At 64.5% G+C, this 19,439-nt stretch carries 21 protein-coding genes; 16 read left to right on the top strand and 5 right to left on the bottom strand.

The window, feature by feature from the left end:
- Window positions 1–60: 60 nt before the first annotated feature.
- Window positions 61–948, bottom strand: coding sequence for a DMT family transporter (locus tag ACO550_RS11285; RefSeq protein ID WP_315592300.1), 888 nt, complete (start codon window positions 946–948; stop codon window positions 61–63).
- 256 nt (window positions 949–1,204) lie between these two features.
- Here ACO550_RS11285 and ACO550_RS11280 point away from each other — a divergent pair, with 256 nt between their 5' ends.
- The 4 genes from ACO550_RS11280 (at window position 1,205) to ACO550_RS11265 (ending at window position 3,966) form a co-directional block, all read left to right on the top strand.
- A complete protein-coding gene (locus tag ACO550_RS11280; protein ID WP_315592252.1) occupies window positions 1,205–2,197 on the top strand; it encodes a tripartite tricarboxylate transporter substrate-binding protein in 993 nt (330 codons plus the stop codon).
- A 125-nt stretch (window positions 2,198–2,322) separates the two neighbouring features.
- Window positions 2,323–2,973, top strand: coding sequence for a uracil phosphoribosyltransferase (gene upp, locus ACO550_RS11275; protein WP_315592253.1), 651 nt, complete (start codon window positions 2,323–2,325; stop codon window positions 2,971–2,973).
- 100 nt (window positions 2,974–3,073) lie between these two features.
- Window positions 3,074–3,226 carry a DUF3149 domain-containing protein gene (locus tag ACO550_RS11270; RefSeq protein ID WP_315592254.1) on the top strand — a complete coding sequence of 51 codons (153 nt, stop codon included), beginning with the start codon at window positions 3,074–3,076 and terminating at the stop codon, window positions 3,224–3,226.
- A gap of 26 nt (window positions 3,227–3,252) precedes the next feature.
- Window positions 3,253–3,966: a hypothetical protein gene (locus ACO550_RS11265; protein ID WP_315592255.1), complete on the top strand. Its 714-nt coding sequence runs from the start codon at window positions 3,253–3,255 to the stop codon at window positions 3,964–3,966.
- Here ACO550_RS11265 and ACO550_RS11260 read toward each other — a convergent pair.
- A complete protein-coding gene (locus ACO550_RS11260; protein WP_315592256.1) occupies window positions 3,898–5,421 on the bottom strand; it encodes a helicase HerA-like domain-containing protein in 1,524 nt (507 codons plus the stop codon). The two genes, ACO550_RS11265 and ACO550_RS11260, sit on opposite strands and share 69 nt — an antisense overlap.
- 273 nt (window positions 5,422–5,694) lie before the next feature.
- On the opposite strand from ACO550_RS11260, the gene ACO550_RS11255 reads away from it, so the two are divergent.
- From ACO550_RS11255 to ACO550_RS11200, 12 genes are all read left to right on the top strand, one after another.
- Window positions 5,695–6,420 carry a YebC/PmpR family DNA-binding transcriptional regulator gene (locus ACO550_RS11255; RefSeq protein WP_315592257.1) on the top strand — a complete coding sequence of 242 codons (726 nt, stop codon included), beginning with the start codon at window positions 5,695–5,697 and terminating at the stop codon, window positions 6,418–6,420.
- Window positions 6,421–6,504: 84 nt separating this feature from the next.
- Entirely contained in the window at window positions 6,505–7,773 is a 1,269-nt protein-coding gene (gene purD / locus ACO550_RS11250; protein ID WP_315592258.1) for a phosphoribosylamine--glycine ligase, read from the top strand.
- Between the two features lie 140 nt (window positions 7,774–7,913).
- Window positions 7,914–8,825: an oxygen-dependent coproporphyrinogen oxidase gene (gene hemF, locus ACO550_RS11245; RefSeq protein ID WP_315592259.1), complete on the top strand. Its 912-nt coding sequence runs from the start codon at window positions 7,914–7,916 to the stop codon at window positions 8,823–8,825.
- Between the two features lie 5 nt (window positions 8,826–8,830).
- Window positions 8,831–9,565, top strand: coding sequence for a nicotinate-nucleotide adenylyltransferase (locus ACO550_RS11240; protein WP_315592260.1), 735 nt, complete (start codon window positions 8,831–8,833; stop codon window positions 9,563–9,565).
- Window positions 9,566–9,585: 20 nt separating this feature from the next.
- Complete coding sequence (gene rsfS, locus ACO550_RS11235) at window positions 9,586–10,392, top strand: ribosome silencing factor (protein WP_315592261.1); 807 nt, start codon at window positions 9,586–9,588, stop codon at window positions 10,390–10,392.
- 43 nt (window positions 10,393–10,435) lie between these two features.
- The gene (rlmH, locus tag ACO550_RS11230; RefSeq protein ID WP_315592262.1) at window positions 10,436–10,915 is read left to right on the top strand and encodes a 23S rRNA (pseudouridine(1915)-N(3))-methyltransferase RlmH; all 480 of its coding nucleotides are present in this window, start codon (window positions 10,436–10,438) and stop codon (window positions 10,913–10,915) included.
- A gap of 104 nt (window positions 10,916–11,019) precedes the next feature.
- Window positions 11,020–11,625: a Maf family nucleotide pyrophosphatase gene (locus ACO550_RS11225; RefSeq protein WP_315592263.1), complete on the top strand. Its 606-nt coding sequence runs from the start codon at window positions 11,020–11,022 to the stop codon at window positions 11,623–11,625.
- A 119-nt stretch (window positions 11,626–11,744) separates the two neighbouring features.
- A complete protein-coding gene (gene rng / locus ACO550_RS11220; RefSeq protein WP_315592264.1) occupies window positions 11,745–13,202 on the top strand; it encodes a ribonuclease G in 1,458 nt (485 codons plus the stop codon).
- Window positions 13,203–13,402: 200 nt separating this feature from the next.
- Window positions 13,403–14,257, top strand: a complete 855-nt coding sequence (gene phnC, locus ACO550_RS11215) for a phosphonate ABC transporter ATP-binding protein (protein WP_315592265.1) — start codon at window positions 13,403–13,405, stop codon at window positions 14,255–14,257.
- An 82-nt stretch (window positions 14,258–14,339) separates the two neighbouring features.
- Window positions 14,340–15,329, top strand: coding sequence for a phosphonate ABC transporter substrate-binding protein (gene phnD, locus ACO550_RS11210; RefSeq protein ID WP_315592266.1), 990 nt, complete (start codon window positions 14,340–14,342; stop codon window positions 15,327–15,329).
- A 74-nt stretch (window positions 15,330–15,403) separates the two neighbouring features.
- A complete protein-coding gene (gene phnE / locus ACO550_RS11205) occupies window positions 15,404–16,216 on the top strand; it encodes a phosphonate ABC transporter, permease protein PhnE (RefSeq protein WP_315592267.1) in 813 nt (270 codons plus the stop codon).
- Window positions 16,213–16,752, top strand: coding sequence for a phosphonate degradation HD-domain oxygenase (locus tag ACO550_RS11200; protein WP_315592268.1), 540 nt, complete (start codon window positions 16,213–16,215; stop codon window positions 16,750–16,752). Before phnE ends, ACO550_RS11200 begins: the two co-directional genes overlap by 4 nt.
- Window positions 16,753–16,909: 157 nt before the next feature.
- Here the strand turns inward: ACO550_RS11200 and phnN are convergent, their stop codons facing one another.
- From phnN to ACO550_RS11185, 3 genes are read right to left on the bottom strand one after another with little or no spacing between them, the layout of a single operon-like run.
- Window positions 16,910–17,479, bottom strand: a complete 570-nt coding sequence (gene phnN, locus ACO550_RS11195) for a phosphonate metabolism protein/1,5-bisphosphokinase (PRPP-forming) PhnN (RefSeq protein ID WP_315592269.1) — start codon at window positions 17,477–17,479, stop codon at window positions 16,910–16,912.
- Window positions 17,476–18,210 carry a DUF1045 domain-containing protein gene (locus ACO550_RS11190; protein WP_315592270.1) on the bottom strand — a complete coding sequence of 245 codons (735 nt, stop codon included), beginning with the start codon at window positions 18,208–18,210 and terminating at the stop codon, window positions 17,476–17,478. The genes phnN and ACO550_RS11190 overlap by 4 nt, the downstream gene beginning before the upstream one ends.
- Window positions 18,207–19,409: an alpha-D-ribose 1-methylphosphonate 5-triphosphate diphosphatase gene (locus tag ACO550_RS11185; RefSeq protein WP_315592271.1), complete on the bottom strand. Its 1,203-nt coding sequence runs from the start codon at window positions 19,407–19,409 to the stop codon at window positions 18,207–18,209. Before ACO550_RS11185 ends, ACO550_RS11190 begins: the two co-directional genes overlap by 4 nt.
- Window positions 19,410–19,439: the final 30 nt, after the last annotated feature.

Genomic DNA, 19,439 nt, shown 5'->3' with positions numbered 1-19,439 from the left:
TCTCTCTCCTTGCTTGGCTTGGTTGACGTTGTTTGACTACGTTCTGAATCCTGTCGGCATTCAGGTTTTCCTGGCCGACAGCAGGTACATCCCGCTCAGGACCAGCGCGCTACCGATGAGCTGCACGCCGGAAATGGGCTCGCCCAGCAGCCAGAACGCCAGTGCCAATGTGGACACCGGACCGATCATGCCTGCCTGCGACGCCATGGGTGCGCCAATGCGTGCCACGGCGATCATTGTGAGCGACACCGGCAACACCGTGCAAAGTACCGCGTTGACCACGGACAGCCACAGCACCGGCGCTGGCTGAGCCAGTTCGGCCACCGGGCGCCCCAGCACAAGGTACTGGATCACGCAGCACAGCGTCGACACGCACATCGCGTAGGCCACCAGCCGCAGCGAACCCACGCGCTTGACCAGCTCGCCGCTCAGGATCAGGTACACACCATACGACATCGCACTGGCCAGCACCAGTGCACCGCCGAGCCAGACCTGCGAACCACTGACATCGAGATCGTGCGCGAACACCAGCACGATGCCGGCATAGGCCAGCAGCAGCGAGATCCACTGCCGCGCATGGACCGGCCGGCGGAACACCAGCGCGGTGGTCAGCAGCACGAAGGACGGCGTCAGGAACAGGATCAGTCGCTCGAGCCCCGCGGTGATGTATTGCAGGCCGAGGAAATCGAGAAAGCTCGACAGGTAATAGCCGATGAAGCCAAGGAACACCACGTGGCCGCGGTCGGCCCATGACAGGGGCGGCAGCTTGCGCGCCTGCCACCAGCCAATCGCCATGAACAGCGGCACCGCAAACAGCATGCGCAACGTGATGACCATCACGGCATCCACGTTGTAGCGGTACATCAACTTGGCCACGATGGCCTTGGCGGAAAACAGCACGGCGCCGATGGCCGCGGTAGCGAGTCCGAAGCGCTGCGCGGCAGGCACGTCGACGGACGGGGACGGAGACAAAGACTTCTGGGAAGCAGGCACGGGGACGCAGGTCGGGCGCGGCAGGTGGGGCACGGATACGGGACTCGCCAGCCGGCATTGCCAGCACGACGGAACCCGCCGATTGTATGTCAAAAGGCGCCAGCCCTGCCGGTCACGTACTTGCCTGCTTTCCCATACAATGACTCGCGCCGGTTCCAGCACATTCATCGTGTACGGGCCGCGATAACAATATTCCGGAGATACCCGCTTCATGTCGTCACATTCACTTGCCGTGCCACGGCGCGCGTTCCTGTCGCTTGCCGCCCTGCTGCTGGCTGGCGGCGCCTCCGCGGCATTCGCCGCCGAGCCGTTTCCGGCCAAACCGATCCGCTTTATCGTGCCGTACGCAGCCGGTGGCACGACCGACCTCGTGGCACGCACCGTCGGCCAGCGCGTGGCCGAGAAACTGGGCCAGCCCGTAGTGGTCGAGAACCGCCCTGGCGCGGGCGGCAATATCGGCATGGAAGCCGTGGCAAAGGCCCCCGCCGACGGCTATACGATTGGCTTCGGCGCCATTTCGACCAACGCGCTCAACCCGCACATCTACAAGCACGTGCCGTTCGACCCGCGCCGCGATTTCACGGCCATCAGCCTGCTGGGCACGTCGACGATCGTGCTGGAGGTCAGCGAGAGCCTGCCCGTAAAAACCGTGCCGGAGCTGATCGCCTATGCCAAGGCCCACCCGGGCCTGACCTATGCCACGGCCGGTACGGGCACGTCGATGCACCTGGCGGGCGCGATGTTCTCGCAGATGACGCAGACCGGCCTGACCCATGTGCCATACAAGGGCAGCAGCCCCGCCATCAACGACATGCTGGGCGGCCATATCCAGGTGATGTTCGACAACCTGCCTGCGTCGCTGCCGCATATCCAGGCCGGCAAGCTGCGCGCGCTGGCCGTGGCGGGCAAGAGCCGCGCGCCATCGCTGCCCAATGTGCCCACGCTGGCGGAAGCCGGCCTGCCCGGCTACGCGGTGGAACCGTGGTTCGGTGTCTACGGACCGGCCAATTTGCCGGCACCCGTGGTGCAGGCGCTCAATGCGGCATTCGTGGAAGCGCTGGCCCGACCCGATGTGCGTGACAAGCTGGCCCAGGCCGGCTTCAATCCGAAAGGATCGAGCGCCGCCGAGTTGCAGACACTGACCCTGGGCGAGTACGAGCGCTTCGGGAAAGTCGCAAAGTCGGCCGCCATCACCGTGGACTAATGTTGGACTGGGCGGCCGACTGAAGGGCGATCCGGCCTCGCGGCCGGGTCCGCGCATCCATTACAATCGCGCTGCATCGGCCCTCTCGTCCCAGGGAGGGCCTCCCCGTATTCCCCGAGCCCGCCATGAAACAGGATCCCCGCTTCCCCAACCTCTTCATCCTCGATCACCCGCTGATCCAGCACAAGCTTTCGCATATGCGCGACAAGGAAACGTCGACGCGCACATTCCGCGAACTGCTGCGCGAAATCACGCTGCTGATGGGTTACGAAATTACGCGCAACCTGCCGCTGACCACGCGCCGCATTGATACCCCGCTGGTGGCAATCGATGCCCCGGTGATCGCCGGCAAGAAGCTGACGATCGTGCCCGTGCTGCGTGCCGGCGTGGGCATGAGCGACGGCCTGGTCGAGCTGATCCCGTCGGCCCGGATCGGCCATATCGGCGTGTACCGCGACGAGCAGCACCGCCCTGTGGAGTATCTGGTGCGCCTGCCAGACCTGGAGGACCGCTCATTCATCCTGTGCGATCCGATGGTGGCCACCGGCTATTCGGCCGCGCATGCCGTTGACGTGCTCAAGCGCCGTGGCGTACCCGACGAAGCGATCACGTTCGTGGCGCTGGTGGCCGCACCGGAAGGTGTTGAAGTTTTCCAGAAGGCGCATCCGGGCGTAAAGCTGTTCGTGGCCTCGCTGGACAGCCACCTGGACGATCACGCCTACATCATCCCCGGCCTCGGCGACGCCGGCGACCGCCTGTTCGGCACCAAGAACTGAACAGAATGAGAGGCGCTTGATGCGCCTCAATGGTCCTGCGGGAAATCTCTTCCTACACTGGGACGCCGCCACCTGGCGCGTTCACAGGAAGAGTCCCGACATGGAAGCCCTCAAGGTACTGACATCCACGGCCACTGGCCTTGCCAGCCTGGCCGTCATCGCGTTCATCATCGGCATGGGCGCGTTCTATGCCTGCATGTTCTCGCGCAAGGCTCGAGAAGACGCGTCGGCCGCGAAGCGTAGCGGGAAGTAATTCCGCCGTGCCGCCAGAGATGCCGCATGGGCTGGTTCCTGATCACAATCGCGCTGCCGCTGGTGGTGCCGGTGGCGTTGCTGCTGTGCATGAAGGCAACGCCGATTCCCGTACCGCCCGAGCGCATGAATCCCATCACGCTGGTCAAGGATGGGCAGTTGTGCTGGGCAGCAATCGCCTTCTGCGCTTCAGGCATGTACGAACTGATGGAGCAGATCTTCGACGGCGTCGACTACGACCGGACGTGGGTGGGCTTCCTGTCTTTCAACCTGATCGCGACCATGGTCGTCTCTGGAGTGCTGGCCGCGTCGGGACCGGTTTTCCCCACCGACATCGGATGCCCTTCGGGGCTGCGTTGGTATCGCCACTATAAGTTGCTGGCGTTCTCGATGGTCATGGTCGTGCTCGCCAGCGCCACTTACGCAATTGTTCACTACGGGCTGCTAGGGCCCACCGATACCGAGGAGAAGATACATGCGTTCATGGATAGAGAAACAGTTCGAGGATCCGGACCGGTTGCTGACACGGATCGGCATGACTTGCGTCACGATTGCCGCGTTGTCGCTGGCCTCGACTGCCACCATCGTTTTCTTCCCTCACCTCTTGTCCCGCTGATCAAGAAAATCGCCCGCGCTCAGCGGGCGATGCTTGATGGCCGATGGGCAGCGGGCTTACTTGCGTTTCCCTCCGCCGAGCAGGCTCCCCAGCACGCCACGGATCAACTCGCGCCCGACCTGTGAACCCACGGTGCGCGCGGCGGACTTGGCCACCGATTCAAGGATCGAATCGCCTCGGCCGCTCTTGCCGGTACCGCGCGTCAGCGTGCCAAAGATTTCGCCAGCCCAGCCCCCGCCTTGCTGCTCCGCCTCGGCGGGCTTGCCACCGGTCTTGGCATCGGCCGGCGCGCCATTGGTGGCCGCCGCCACGCCACCGCGCAGCTTTTCATAGGCCGACTCGCGGTCGATCGTCTTTTCATAGGTGCCAGCCACCAGCGAACCGGCGATCAGCGCCTTGCGTTCGTCGTCGGTGACCGGACCAATGCGGCTGCCCGGCGCCAGCACCCAGGCGCGTTCGGTCACCCCGGGCGTGCCCTTGGCATCGAGGCAGGACACCAGTGCCTCGCCCACCCCGAGTTCGCCGATCACCTGTTCGAGGTTGAGTTTCGGATTCGCGCGCATGGTCGTGGCCGCCACCTTCACGGCCTTCTGGTCGCGCGGGGTAAAGGCCCGCAACGCGTGCTGCACGCGATTGCCAAGCTGCCCCAGCACCGTATCGGGAATATCGACCGGGTTCTGCGTGACAAAGTACACGCCCACGCCCTTCGAACGTACCAGTCGCACCACCTGTTCGATCTTGTCGAGCAAGGCCTTCGGCGCGTCGTTGAACAGCAGGTGTGCTTCGTCGAAGAAGAACACGAGCTTGGGCTTGTCGAGATCGCCTGCCTCCGGCAGCTTCTCGAACAGTTCGGAGAGCATCCACAGCAGGAACGTGGCATACAGGCGCGGCGCGTTCATCAGCTTGTCGGCGGCCAGGATGTTGATGACGCCCTGCCCCTTCTCGGTCTGGATGAAGTCCTCGAGGTTCAGCATCGGCTCACCAAAGAACTTGTCGGCGCCCTGCGACTCGAGCCCGATCAGGCCACGCTGGATTGCGCCAATCGATGCCGACGAGATATTGCCGTACTCGGTGGTGAACTGGCTTGCGTTGTCACCCACATACTGCAGCATCGCGCGCAGGTCCTTGGCGTCGAGCAGCAGCAGGCCACCCGCGTCGGCAATGCGGAACACCAGGTTCAGCACGCCCTGCTGCGTGTCGTTGAGCTCGAGCATGCGCGACAGCAGCAGCGGACCCATGTGCGACACGGTCGCGCGCACCGGATGGCCCTTTTCGCCAAAGACATCCCAGAGCGTGGTCGGACACGCACCCCAGACCGGCTCGGACAAGCCGTGTTCCGCCAGGCGCGCCTTGAGCTTGTCCGAGGCCTGGCCGACCTGGGAAATGCCGGTCAAGTCACCTTTGACGTCAGCCATGAACACCGGCACGCCCAGCCGCGAGAAGCCCTGCGCCAGCGTTTGCAGCGTCACGGTCTTGCCGGTACCGGTGGCGCCGGTGATCAGGCCGTGCCGGTTGCCCATCTCGGGCAGCAGCACCAGTTCGTGGTCGGCGTTCTTGGCAATGAGGATGGGATCGGCCATGGAGGGTCTCGGCGGTCGGGTATCGGATGGCAGGAAATGGCGCAGGCACAGGTAACAACACCATACATGGCGCTACGTGGCAGCGGGGGCGCGTGATAAAATCCTGCGCTGATTATAGCCAGCAGATCGGCACATCAATCACATGGCGTGGCCGCCGGATTGTCAGGATTTGTCACCGAAACCGGGCAAGACCCGACCCGGACCGGCTTCCCCGCCAGCGCAATGCCGCGGGCGTCCACACCACACGACACATATTCCGCTTCGGAGAGAAACATGGCCGGTCATTCCAAATGGGCCAACATCAAACACAAGAAAGCTGCCGCCGACGCCAAGCGCGGCAAGGTCTGGACGCGCCTGATCAAGGAAATCACCGTGGCTGCCAAGCTGGGCGGCGGTGACGTCGATTCGAATCCGCGCCTGCGCCTGGCCATGGAAAAGGCCATGGACGCCAACATGCCCAAGGACAACATCCAGCGCGCGATCCAGCGTGGCGTGGGTGGCCTGGAAGGCGCCAACTATGAAGAAATCCGTTACGAGGGCTACGGCCTGGCCGGCGCGGCGATCATCGTCGACTGCCTGACCGACAACCGTACCCGGACCGTGGCCGAAGTGCGCCACGCGTTCTCGAAGCACGGCGGCAACATGGGCACCGAAGGTTCGGTGGCATTCATGTTCACGCACTGCGGCCAGTTCCTGTTTGCTCCGGGCACGCCCGAGGACAAGCTGATGGATGCCGCGCTGGAAGCCGGCGCCGACGACGTGGTGACCAACGAGGACGAGTCGATCGAGGTGACCTGTCCGCCCAACGATTTCGGGGCCGTCAAGTCGGCACTGGAAGCGGCCGGCTTCAAGGCTGAAGTGGCGGACGTGGTGATGAAGCCGCAGAACGAAGTGAGCTTTACCGGCGACGACGCCGTCAAGATGCAGAAGCTGCTGGACGCGCTGGAAAACCTGGACGACGTACAGGAAGTCTTCACCAACGCGGTGGTCGAGGAATAAGCCCTCGCGCCGCGCCCCAACGGCGGCAGCCCGGCCTGGTCCAGCTGCCGCTTTTCGCATGCGTTTCTTTTCTGGCAGTGGATCATGAAAGTTTTGGTTGTCGGTTCGGGTGGGCGTGAGCACGCACTGGCCTGGAAAATGGCCCAGTCGCCCAAGGTGCAGGTCGTCTACGTGGCACCGGGCAACGGGGGCACGGCCCTCGACAAGCGCCTGCAAAACGTGCCGCTGACCGATCCGGAAGTGCTGGCCGCGTTTGTGGAGCGTGAAGGCGTGGCCTTCACCGTGGTCGGTCCCGAAGCCCCGCTGGCCGGCGGCATCGTCGACGTGTTCCGCGCGCGCGGGCTGCGCATCTTCGGCCCCACCAAGGCTGCCGCACAGCTGGAATCGTCGAAGGACTTCGCCAAGGCGTTCATGCACCGCCACGGCATCCCTACCGCCTGGTACCAGACCTTCTCCGACGCCGCCGGTGCCCATGCCTATATCGATGCGAAGGGCGCGCCGATCGTGATCAAGGCCGATGGCCTGGCCGCGGGCAAGGGCGTGGTGGTGGCCATGACGCTGGAAGAGGCGCATGCGGCCGTCGACATGATGCTGGCCGACAACAAGCTTGGCGATGCCGGCGCACGCGTGGTGATCGAGGAATTCCTGGAAGGCGAGGAAGCCAGCTTTATCGTCATGGTGGACGGCAAGAACGTGCTGGCCCTGGCCACGAGCCAGGACCACAAGCGCCTGCTGGATGCCGACGCCGGCCCGAATACGGGCGGCATGGGCGCCTACTCGCCGGCTCCGGTGGTCACCCCGGCACTGCATGCCCGCGCCCTGCGCGAGATCATCATGCCGACCGTGCGCGGCATGGAAAAGGACGGCATTCCGTTCACGGGCTTCCTCTACGCAGGCCTGATGATCGACCGCGACGGCAATCCGAAGACGCTGGAATTCAACTGCCGCATGGGCGACCCGGAAACGCAGCCGATCATGGCCCGCCTGAAGACCGACCTGGTCGACGTGATGGAAGCCGCCGTGGATGGCAAGCTGGACCAGGTCGAACTCGACTGGGACCGCCGCACCGCGCTGGGCGTGGTCATGGCCGCTTACGACTACCCGGAAAACCCGCGCAAGGGTGACGCCATCACCGGCATCCCGGCCGAGACCGACGATGCCGTGACGTTCCATGCGGGTACCACGCTCAAGGACGGCACGCTGCTGACCTCGGGCGGCCGCGTATTGTGCGTGGTGGGGCTGGCAGACACGGTCAAGGCGGCGCAGAAGAACGCCTACGCCGCCGTCGAACAGATCCGCTTCGACGGCATGCAGTTCCGTACCGACATTGGCTACCGCGCCATCAAGCGCTGATCCGGCCCGTCGCCGATTGTCGCCTGACATTCGCCCCACGTCCCGTGGGGCGAATCAAGCCGGTACAATCGTGACACCGCGATGACGGCCGGCGCTACAGCCCGGCCGTCTTGCCACCGGCCCATCCCGACCCGCCCATCATGATCGATTCCCAGGCAGTCCGTGACTATCTGCTCGGCCTGCAAGACCGCATCACCGACGCCATTGCCGCCGTCGACGGCAAGGCGTTCCTGACCGACAGCTGGGAGAAGCCCCCCACCGAGCGCCTGCGCGGCAGCGGCCGCACGCGCATCCTGGAGGGCGGCGCGGTCATGGAACGGGCCGGTGTGGGCTTCTCGCACGTGCGCGGCGAGACCCTGCCGCCATCGGCCAGTGCCAACCGGCCCGAACTGGCCGGACGCAGCTTCGAGGCCATGGGCGTGTCGCTGGTGTTCCATCCGCGCAACCCGCATGCACCCACGGTCCATATGAACGTGCGCTGCTTCATTGCGGTAAAGCCGGACGCGGAGCCGGTCTGGTGGTTTGGCGGCGGTATGGACCTGACGCCGTACTACGGCAATACAGAGGACTGTGCGCACTTCCATCGCACCTGCAAGGCATCGCTGGCGCCGTTCGGCGACGACCTTTATCCGCGCTTCAAGCAATGGTGCGACGAGTATTTCTTCCTCAAGCATCGCGGCGAAGCACGCGGTATCGGCGGCATTTTCTTTGATGACTTTTCCGCGCCGGGCTTCGACCAGAGCTTTGCAATGCTGCAATCGGTCGGCGATGCGTTCCTGGACGCCTATCTGCCGATCCTGAACGCGCGCAAGGACACGCCCTATGGTGAACGCGAGCGCGACTTCCAGGCCTATCGCCGCGGGCGCTATGTTGAATTCAACCTGGTGTTCGATCGCGGCACGCTGTTCGGCCTGCAATCGGGCGGCCGTGCCGAGTCGATCCTGATGTCGATGCCGCCGCAGGTAACCTGGCGCTATGACTGGCAACCCGAACCGGGCACGCCGGAAGCCGCCCTCTATACAGATTTCCTGCCGGCGCGCGCGTGGGCCTGACACTGATGACCGAAGTGACAAACCCTTTCGCCCAACCCGACAGCCAACCGCGCCCTTACCGCCTGGGTATCCTCGGCGGCACGTTCGATCCGCCCCACCGCGGCCATGTTGCATTGGCCCAACTGTGCATCGACCACCTCGACCTGGACGAACTGGTCTGGATACCGACCGGCCATTCGTGGCAGAAAGGCGACCAGGTGACCCGGGCTTCCGACCGCCTGGCGATGACCGAACTGGCCGCGGCGACGCTGGTGCCGGGCCGTGCCAAGGTGCGTGTGAGCCGCATGGAAGTGGACCGCGAAGGGCCCAGCTACACCATCGACACGGTGCGCCAATTGCGTGACGAATATGGTCCGCAAGCGTCGATGGCCTGGTTGATGGGCGCCGACCAGTTGCTGCGCCTGCACACGTGGCATGGCTGGGAAGCGCTGTTCGAACAGGTACACCTGTGCATCGCCACCCGTCCGGGTTTTGACCTCGATGCGCTGGATGGCCCGGTTCTTGACGCCATGCACCAACGCCAGGCGAGCACGCACCTGATACAATGCTCGCCCTCCGGACATATGTGGATCGACCAGACGCTCGCCGTCGACCTGTCGTCCACCGGCCTGCGCGAGCGCCTGGCCGACGGCCAGTTGTCTGACCACGCTGATGACCAACTGCCGGCCGGCGTGGCACACTACATCGCGCGTCACGGGTTATACCAACACCCGTCGCCCGACGCGCACCACCCCGAATGAAGCTGAACAAGAAAGACACCATGGATATTCGTAAACTGCAGCGCGCGATCGTCGACGGGCTCGAGGATGTGAAGGCGCAGGACATCAAGGTGTTCGACACCACTCACCTGACCGAACTGTTCGACCGGGTGGTGATCGCCAGCGGCAATTCGAACCGCCAGACCAAGGCACTGGCGGCGTCGGTACGCGACACGGTCAAGGATATCGGCGGCCATATCGTGGCCGTCGAGGGCCTGGAAACCGGCGAATGGGTGCTGGTGGACTGCGGCGACGCCGTGGTGCACATCCTGCAACCGCAGCTGCGCCAGTACTACAACCTCGAGGAAATCTGGGGTGACAAGCCGGTGCGCGTGAAGCTGGCCGGTGCTCGCGGGCTCGCCAAGGCCAGCGAACCGATGGACGACGACGAGGACGCCGAACCGGCACCGCGCGTACGCCGCGCGTCGAACCTGCGCCCGGCCCTGGCCCGTCTACCCGAAGGCATGAAGGAGCCGTCGCCGCCGATGGGCCACGAGGATACCGACGCCGACGCACTGGCCACCATGGGCGCTCGCGCTCGCAAGACCACGCCGGCTCGCAAGACCAGCACCGGCACGCCCGTAAAGGCCCCTGCACGCAAGACCACCACCGCGCGCAAGACGGCAGCAGGCACCGTGGCCAAGGCACCAGCTCGCAAGTCGGCCACCGGAACCACAGCGGCCAAGGCACCGGCACGCAAGACTGCCACCGGCACCGCCACCAAGGCACCGGCTCGCAAGACCGCAGCCACGAAAACCACCGCTGCCAAGACCGCCGCACCGCGCAAGCGTGCCACCCGCTCGGCCTGATCCTGGCCGAGGACGTTGAAGCACTGACCACCGGGCATCGCACATGCAACTCGTGATCGTGGCCGTCGGCCACAAGATGCCCGCGTGGATCGAATCCGGCTTTGTGGAATACACCAAGCGGATGCCACCCGAGTTGCGCATCGAACTGCGCGAAGTCAAGCCCGAAACCCGTTCTTCCAGCAACAACGCCGCCACCGTCATGCAGCGCGAAGCCGCACGCATCGAGACGGTGCTGGGCTCGCTCTCGAAGCAATGTCGCATCGTTGCGCTCGATGAGCGCGGCAAGGACTGGACCACGGTGCAACTGGCCGAGCAACTGACCGGCTGGCAACGCGAAGGCGGCGACGTCGCCTTCCTGATCGGCGGCGCCGACGGCCTGGACCCGGCACTCAAGGCGCGCGCACAAACGCTGGTGCGCCTTTCCAGCCTGACCCTGCCGCACGGCATGGTCCGCGTGCTGCTGGCGGAACAGCTCTACCGCGCGTGGTCGGTCACGCAGAACCACCCGTACCACCGCGCCTGAGAAATACCCTGTGTTGGCTCCCCTCTCCCGCGCTGCGGGCGAGGGGAGCTGGTTGCGGTGGTCGAGATACAATCGGCGCCACCTACCTTGCGCAATTGACTGCCGTGACTGCCTCCCTCCTCTATCTCGCCTCCCAGAGCCCGCGTCGCCGCGAGTTGCTGACGCAGCTTGGCGTCACCTACGAACTGCTGCTGGCCGATGCCAGTGAAGATGCCGAGGCGCTTGAAGCGGTGCTGCCGGGAGAATCCCCTGATGCCTATGTGCAGCGCGTCTGTGCGCTCAAGGCCGATGCCGCGCTGCAGCGCCGCATCCGGCGCGGTTTGTCCGAGGCCCCGGTCCTGACCTCCGATACCACGGTCTGCCGTGGCGGGGACATCCTTGGCAAGCCCGCCGACGCCGCCGATGCCGTGGCCATGCTGTCAGCGCTGTCGGGCATCACGCACCGCGTGCTGACCGCCGTGACCGTGGCATCGACGCTGGGCATGCGCCATGCGCTGTCGATCTCGCACGTCACTTTCCGCGCAATGTCCGCGGCCGAGATCGATGCCTATGTTGGCAGCGGCGAGCCACTCGGCAAGGCCGGTGCCTATGGCATCCAGGGCCGCGCCGCCGAATTCGTCGAACGGATCGACGGAAGCTATTCGGGTATCATGGGCCTGCCCTTGTACGAGACGGCGGCATTGCTGCGCGAGGCGGGACTACGCTTCTGACCTGCCCCCGATTGCCGCGCCCGGCAAGGGATACAGGGGTCAGATGCCCGGTCAGCTTCCGGGCGACAACAACAAGCGCCGGCCAACCGGTGACGCGCCAATACGCGAATGCAATCGCCATGACCGAAGACATCCTCGTCAATATCACGCCGCAGGAAACCCGCGTGGCCATCGTGCAGCAGGCGGCCGTGCAGGAACTGCATGTCGAACGCACGCTGACACGCGGGCTGGTCGGCAACATCTATCTGGGCAAGGTCGTACGCGTACTGCCGGGCATGCAATCGGCCTTTATCGACGTGGGCCTGGAACGCGCCGCGTTCCTGCACGTGGCCGATATCTGGCATCCGCGCGACGGCGACAAGAACGGCCACCTGGCCATCGAGAAAACGCTGTTCGAAGGCCAGGCGCTGATGGTCCAGGTCATCAAGGACCCGATCGGCACCAAGGGCGCACGGCTTTCCACGCAGGTCAGCATTGCCGGCCGCACGCTGGTCTACCTGCCCCAGGATCCGCATATCGGCATCTCGCAACGCATCGAAGGCGAAGTGGACCGCGAAGCGCTGCGCGCCCGCGTGCAGGGCCTGGTGCCTACCGACGAACGTGGTGGCTTTATCGTGCGCACGATCGCCGAGGAAGCCAGCGACGAGGAACTCGGCAACGATATCTCCTACCTGCGCAAGATCTGGGCGTCGATTCGCCAGAACGCCACCACGCAACCGGCCCCGAGCCTGCTCTACCAGGACCTGAATCTCGCGCAGCGCGTACTGCGCGATTTCATCAACGATGCAACCGGCGTGATCCAGGTGGACTCGCGCGAGAACTACCAGAAGCTGGTGGAATTCGCGCAGGAATACACACCGGCCGTGTTGTCGCGACTGTCGCACTACACTGGCGAGCGCCCGATCTTCGACCTGTTCAATATCGATGCCGAAATCGAGAAGGCACTGTCGCGGCGCGTAGACCTGAAATCGGGTGGCTACCTGATGATCGACCAGACCGAGGCGATGACGACGATCGACGTCAACACCGGCGGCTACGTCGGCGCGCGCAACTTCGACGACACGATCTTCAAGACCAACCTCGAAGCCGCGCACACCATCGCCCGGCAACTGCGCCTGCGCAACCTGGGCGGCATCATCATCATCGACTTCATCGACATGGAGAATGTCGAGCATCGCGATGCCGTGCTCTCCGAACTGAAGCGCGCGCTGTCGCGCGACCGCACGCGCATCACGGTGAATGGCTTCTCGCAACTGGGCCTGGTGGAAATGACGCGCAAGCGCACGCGCGAATCGCTGGCACATGTGCTGTGCGAACAGTGCCCGGTCTGCACCGGCAAGGGCCAGGTCAAGACGCCGCGCACGGTTTGCTACGACATCTTCCGCGAGATCATGCGCGAATCGCGCCAGTTCAATCCGCGCGAATTCCGCATCCTGGCCTCGCAGGATGTCATCGACCTGTTCCTCGAAGAAGAAAGCCAGCATCTGGCGATGCTCGGCGATTTCATCGGCAAGCCGATCTCGATGCAGGTGGAATCGACGTTCCATCAGGAACAGTACGACATCATCCTGATGTAGTAAGTTGATGCGACTGGCGAAGGCCGCGGCCTTCGCCAGCCCGGCGGCATGAAATCGTTTTCATGCCGCCGCTTCCGTGCGCCCTCATCGCGCACCATGCCTCACATCCGATACAACTATCGGAATTCCTCTCTCCCAAGTCATCGTTCTGTCATCGACCCTCGCCAGAATGCGCAAGTCATTCAAGCAAGGGAGTCGACATGACGCATGCAATTGAAGTCCGCGGACTGAGCAAATCGTTCCGCGCGGACCGCAAGGCGCTTGACGATGTCACGCTGCACATCGCTCCGGGCGAAATGGTTGCGCTGCTGGGCGCATCGGGCTCGGGAAAATCGACGCTGCTGCGCCACGTGGCCGGCTTTGTCACGGGCGATGCCGGCGCGGGAGAGATCCTCGTCAACGGCCGCACGGTACAGCGCAATGGGCGTCTGGCACGCGACGTCCGCAAGGTACGCGCCGAAGTAGGTTTCGTATTCCAGCAGTTCAACCTCGTCGGTCGCCTGCCGGTGATCACCAATGTACTGGTCGGCATGCTGACGCGCATTCCGAAGTGGCGCAGCCTGATCCGTTTGTTCAAGGCCGATGAAGTACAGGCCGGGCTCGACGCTCTCGCCCAGGTTGGTATAGACGACTATGCGTTTCAGCGCGCCTCGACACTGTCGGGCGGACAGCAGCAACGTGCCGCGATCGCACGCACGCTGGTGCAGAACGCACGCGTGATCCTGGCCGACGAGCCGATCGCATCGCTCGACCCCGAGTCATCGCGCCGCGTGATGTCGCTGCTCACGCAGATCAACCGTACGCGCAAGGTGGCCGTGGTGGTATCGCTGCACCAGGTGGACGTGGCCATGCGCTACTGCCCGCGCGTGGTGGCGCTGCGGCATGGCAAGGTGGTCTACGACGGCCCTTCGGCCGCGCTGACGCCCAGCATGCTGCGCGACCTGTATGGCACCGAGGCCGACGAACTGTTGCACGACAGCGTGCCCGAGGAACCGGCGCCAATCGAAGGTGTTGCCGCACCGGCGATGGTCAGGATGGACCTCGCGGCCGCCTGAGTCCAGGCGCCTCTCTGTGCCTGACGAATTACCCAACCGCGTTTCCCATCAGCTTCCCATCAGTTTTCCAACGGAGTCTTCCATGCTTCGCAGAACTTTCCTCGCAGTGGCAGTCTCGGTAGCCTCGGGTGCCGTAGCGCTGCCCGCTTTTGCCCAGGACGCCAAGACCCTGAACATCGGCTTTATCTCGACGGAATCATCGTCGAACCTGAAGAATGCCTGGCAACCGGTGATCGACGACCTGAGCAAGGCGCTGGGCGTGCAGGTCAAGCCGTTCTTCGCATCGGACTATGCCGGCATCATCGAAGGCATGCGCTTCAACAAGGTGCAGATCGCCTGGTTCGGCAACAAGTCGGCCATGGAAGCCGTGGACCGCGCCAACGGCGAGGTGTTCGCATCGGTGATCGACAAGGACGGCAACCCCGGCTACTGGTCGATGCTGATCGTGCGCAAGGATAGCGACCTGAAGTCGGTCGAGGACGTGATCAAGCGCGGCAAGGACCTGTCCTACGGCGCTGGCGATCCGAATTCCACATCGGGCACGGCAGTGCCGGGCTACTACCTGTGGGCCGCCAACAAGGTCGAGCCGAAGACGCTGTTCAAGGCCGTGCGCATCAGCAACCATGAAACCAACCTGCTGTCGGTACTGAACAAGCAGGTGGACGTGGCAGTGAACAACACCGAGAACTTCGAGCGCTATCGCATCAACACGGGCAAGAATGCCTATGACGAAGTGCGCGTGCTGTGGAAGTCGCCGCTGATCCCGGCTGACCCGCTGGTCTACCGCAAGGACCTGTCGCCCGAAATGAAGAAGAAGATCCAGACCTTCTTCGTCAACTACGGCAAGGGCACCGATGCCGCGCGTGAAAAGCAGACGTTGGCCGCGCTGACGTACCAGGGCTTCCGCATTTCGAGCGATGCCCAGCTGGTACCGATTCGCCAGATCGAACTGGCCAAGGAAAAGGCCAAGATCGAATCGGACAGCACGCTCGCCGCCGCCGACAAGGAAAAGAAGCTGGCCGACGTGACGCGTCGCCTGGCTGATCTCGACCGCGCCGTCAGCACCCAGTAAGCCTCACCTCAAGCCGATGACGCTGCCATGCGGCGCCGTCGGCTTGTCCTGCTTTCATCTATCCGGATCACTTCATGACCGCCACCGCCAAGCCTGGCCTGCCCCCCTCGCCTCAAAGTTCCGTACGGCCACCGCGCACGTCACTCGCCGTGATGCTGGTGTGGGCTGTCGTGCTGGCCATGCTCGCCCTGTCGTGGCAAGGCGCCGACATGCGTCCACTGGACCTGCTGCGCGATTCCGGCAATATGGCAAAGTTTGCCGCCGACTTTTTCCCGCCCAACTTCCGCGACTGGCACACCTATCTCGACGAGATGCTGGTGACCGTGCAGATCGCATTGTGGGGTACCGCACTGGCCGTTGTCCTGGCCGTGCCGCTCGGACTGCTCTGTTCGGCCAATATCGTGCCGGCATGGATCTACCAGCCTGCGCGACGCATCATGGATGCCTGCCGCGCCATCAATGAAATGGTGTTCGCGATGCTGTTCATCGTGGCCGTGGGCCTGGGCCCGTTCGCCGGCGTGCTGGCCATCTGGATCCACACCATGGGTGTGCTGGCAAAGCTGTTTGCCGAAGCCGTGGAAGCCATCGACCCGCGTCCGGTCGAAGGTGTGCGCGCCACCGGTGCCGGCCCGATCGAGGAGATCGTCTACGGTGTGATTCCGCAGGTGCTGCCGCTGTGGCTGTCGTTCGCGCTGTATCGCTTCGAGTCGAACGTGCGCTCGGCATCGGTAGTCGGCATCGTCGGCGCCGGCGGCATCGGCACCGTGCTGTGGGAAATCATCCGCAGCTTCCAGTACGCCCAGACCTGTGCCGTGATGATCATCATCATCCTGTTCGTGACCGCCATCGACGTGGTCTCGGCCCAGATTCGCAAGGTGCTGGTATGACGACGCTGACGCTGGACCGCATCGCCTCGCTGTTCGAGAACCACGGTACCGCCTACTACGGCGGCGAGGCCATCAGCCAGACCGCGCATGCGCTGCAGTGCGCGCAACTGGCCGAACAGGCCGGCGAAAGCGAGGCCCTGATCGTTGCCGCGTTGCTGCACGATGTGGGCCACCTGATGCTCGCGGAAAGCAGCACCACGGACATGCGCCACCAGGAGGCTGGCGCCGATGCGCTGGGTACGCTGTTCGGCGCCGATGTCACGGAACCGGTCCGGCTGCATGTTGCGGCCAAGCGCTATCTGTGCGCGATCGACCCGGCTTATTTCGATACGCTTTCACCGGTCTCGGTGCACAGCCTGCAGTTGCAGGGCGGCGTGTACGATGGCGAGCAGGCTGCCGCGTATGCGGCAAAACCTCACGCGCTGGAAGCGGTACGTTTGCGCCGCTATGACGATCTGGCGAAAGTGGTCGACCTGGCCACGCCACCGCTGACCCACTATCTCGACATGGCGGCGCGCTGTGCGCGTGCAGTCTGAGTGAAGCCTGGTGGTGTTCTCCCCTCTCCCGCACGCGGGAGAGGGGCGGGGGAGAGGGCGGGCGCATCAAGACGCGATATCGGCAACTTGAGCTGCTTTGCCCTCACCCCCAACCCCTCTCCCGCATGGCGGGAGAGGGGAGCAAGTCACTAGTCTTTCAAGCGTTCGAAACCAGTTGCGCGAACTTCATCGCGGAGTCTTCGAGCACGCCGCTGTTATCGATCTCGACCAACGCGCAGTTGGCGGGCACCTCGAACGGCTGCACCGCGCGCGCCATCCGCTTTGCAATCTCCGCTTCCGATTCCCTGCCGCGCTGGCGCAGACGCGCGGCCAGCACCTCGGGTTTTACGCGTACATGCACCGCGCATAGCTTCGGATAGCGCGCCAACGCCAACGGCAAATACTCACGCGAACCATTGACGATGACCTTCAAGCCGCGTGCCAGCCATTGCTCGATTTCCACGCCGATACCGTAGTGCAGGCCATGGCTATGCCAATGCAATGCCAGGCAACCCAGCTCGATGCGGCGATGGAACTCTTCGGAGGACAGCGCCACCGATGCCTCGTTGGCATCGGCCGCACGCGTGATATAGCGATGCGCAATGACTACCGGGTCGGCCGGCTTCAGCCGTTCACGCAGCGCACGTAACAGCGAATCCTTGCCGCTGCCGGATGGTCCCATCACGTAGAACAGGCCGTGGCCGTCCGGGGGTGCGGTGATATTCATGCCGCGAGCCACTTTGCGCCCGCACCATCGCGTCGGGTACCGTCAAAGCCGTAATGCCGGGCGGCCACGAAATCGGCGCCGGGCTCTGCCTGCACGTACACACTGATGCCATCGACATGGAGCGGTTGCTCTTGCAGCTTGCCGCCTGCAGACGCCAGCATAGCGAGCGCCGCAGCTTCATCGGCGGCCGCCAGCATGCCAGTCAGCGTGATATGGAACGTGAACGTATCAAACACATACGGGTAGCCCCACGCATCAAGCTTCTCGCGTTGCGCCGCACTCAGTTTCGCGGGATGACGCTTGGCGATCTCGGCGGCCGTGGGCGCTGCGCGAAAACGGTCGAATTCCCGCACACAGGCATCGGCAAGCGCATGCATCTGGCGGCCGCCATGACTGTCGGCATCGGCCAGGCACCACGCCAGGAAGCCGCGCAATGCGTGCAACGCCAACGGTGCATCGAATGGCGTGCGTGCCGCGGCGAACGCGTGTACTGCATGGTCCAGCATCGCGGCGTCGATGCCTTCGGCCAGCCGGAACGGCGGCTTCAGCGTGGCATGCAGCGCGTAGTGCGCAGGTGCCTTGACCCATTCGGCGGGACGATGCGCAATGCCGGGCGGCAGCGGCAGGGGCACGCCGGTGTCGGCGTCACGCCCGAGCCATTGCGCGCCGAAGCTGCGGAACGGCTCGGCCGGTGCGAGGTAGATCGCGTAGCGATGGGCGGCCTTGCTCATGCGGCCAGGCTACCTTCATCGGCCAGGTCGATCACCGACAAGGCCGTGGTGGCATGGCGCAGTTCACCATTGACGATGGCCCCGCACACACGCGGCAGGCCCGCGTGGCTGTCGTCGACCAGGATCGCATCGGCACGCATGCCGGGCGCCAGTACGCCACGGTCACGCAGGCCCGCGGCACGTGCCGGATTGCGCGACACCAGATGCCACGCGCTGGGCAGATCGCACACGCCCAGTTGGGCGAGCTTGAACGCGGCCTGCAACGGCGCCGGGTAGTAATAGTCCGATGCCAGCACCGAGCACAGCCCGGCGGCCACCATCTCCGTGGCATTTGGCGCGCCGGTATGGCTTTTGCCGCGCAGCACATTGGGAGCGCCGAACACCGTTTCGTCGCCGATCTGGCGCGCCAGGGTTGCGGCTTCGATGGTCAGCGGGAACTCGGCAATCGCGCAACCTTGCCGATGATAATGCTGGCGCGTGGCCACATCGGGATCGTCATGCGAAGCCACCGGCAGGTTGGCGGCGCGCGCGGCCGCGATCAAACGCGACATCGCTGCGGGTACGTCCTGTGCATGACGACTGGCGGTACGCAATCGCGTGCGGAAGGTCTCGGTATCGCACTCGGCCCGCTCGGCATACTGCACGAGCTTGCGTTCGTCGTTCATGCGACGTGCCATGGTAGGCAGATGGTCATTGATCGCCAGCAGTCCCACGCGGCCATCCGCGATCCATTGCAACGCGGTTTCCACGCCGGCCAGATGATAAGCCTCGAAGCGCAGGTGCACCTTGTGCGAGGCACCCAGCACCGGCTGCAAGTGCGCCAGCGCTTCGAACATGCGCAGCGCATAGGCCTCGCCGCGCAGGCCGCCTTCCCACGACAGCGTGACACCATGGAATTCCGTGGTGATGCCATGCGCCAGCAACTGACGGTCCACGTCGAGCAGCGCGGTTCCATACGGCAGGCTGACGCCGGGGCGCGGCATGACCGAGCGCTCGAACGCGTCGCCATGGATATCGACAATGCCGGGCAGCACCAGCAGGTCGCCGGCATCGATGCATGCGCCGCTACCGGCAGCCTGCTGCGCAATGGCGCCGTGCTCGAACGCCAGCGTGGCTGGCGCGATGGCACCGTTGCACAGCACACGGCGGCCAGTGATCCCACGGAGCGGGGGCGAATAGGGTTGGTTGTTCGTTTGCATGGGCATTACGTTAGCGCCGGCAGATGACAG

It is taken from the genome of Cupriavidus sp. (assembly GCF_057315035.1).
Note: the sequence above shows the minus strand (reverse complement) of the source record. Positions and strands in the feature narration are given on the sequence as shown.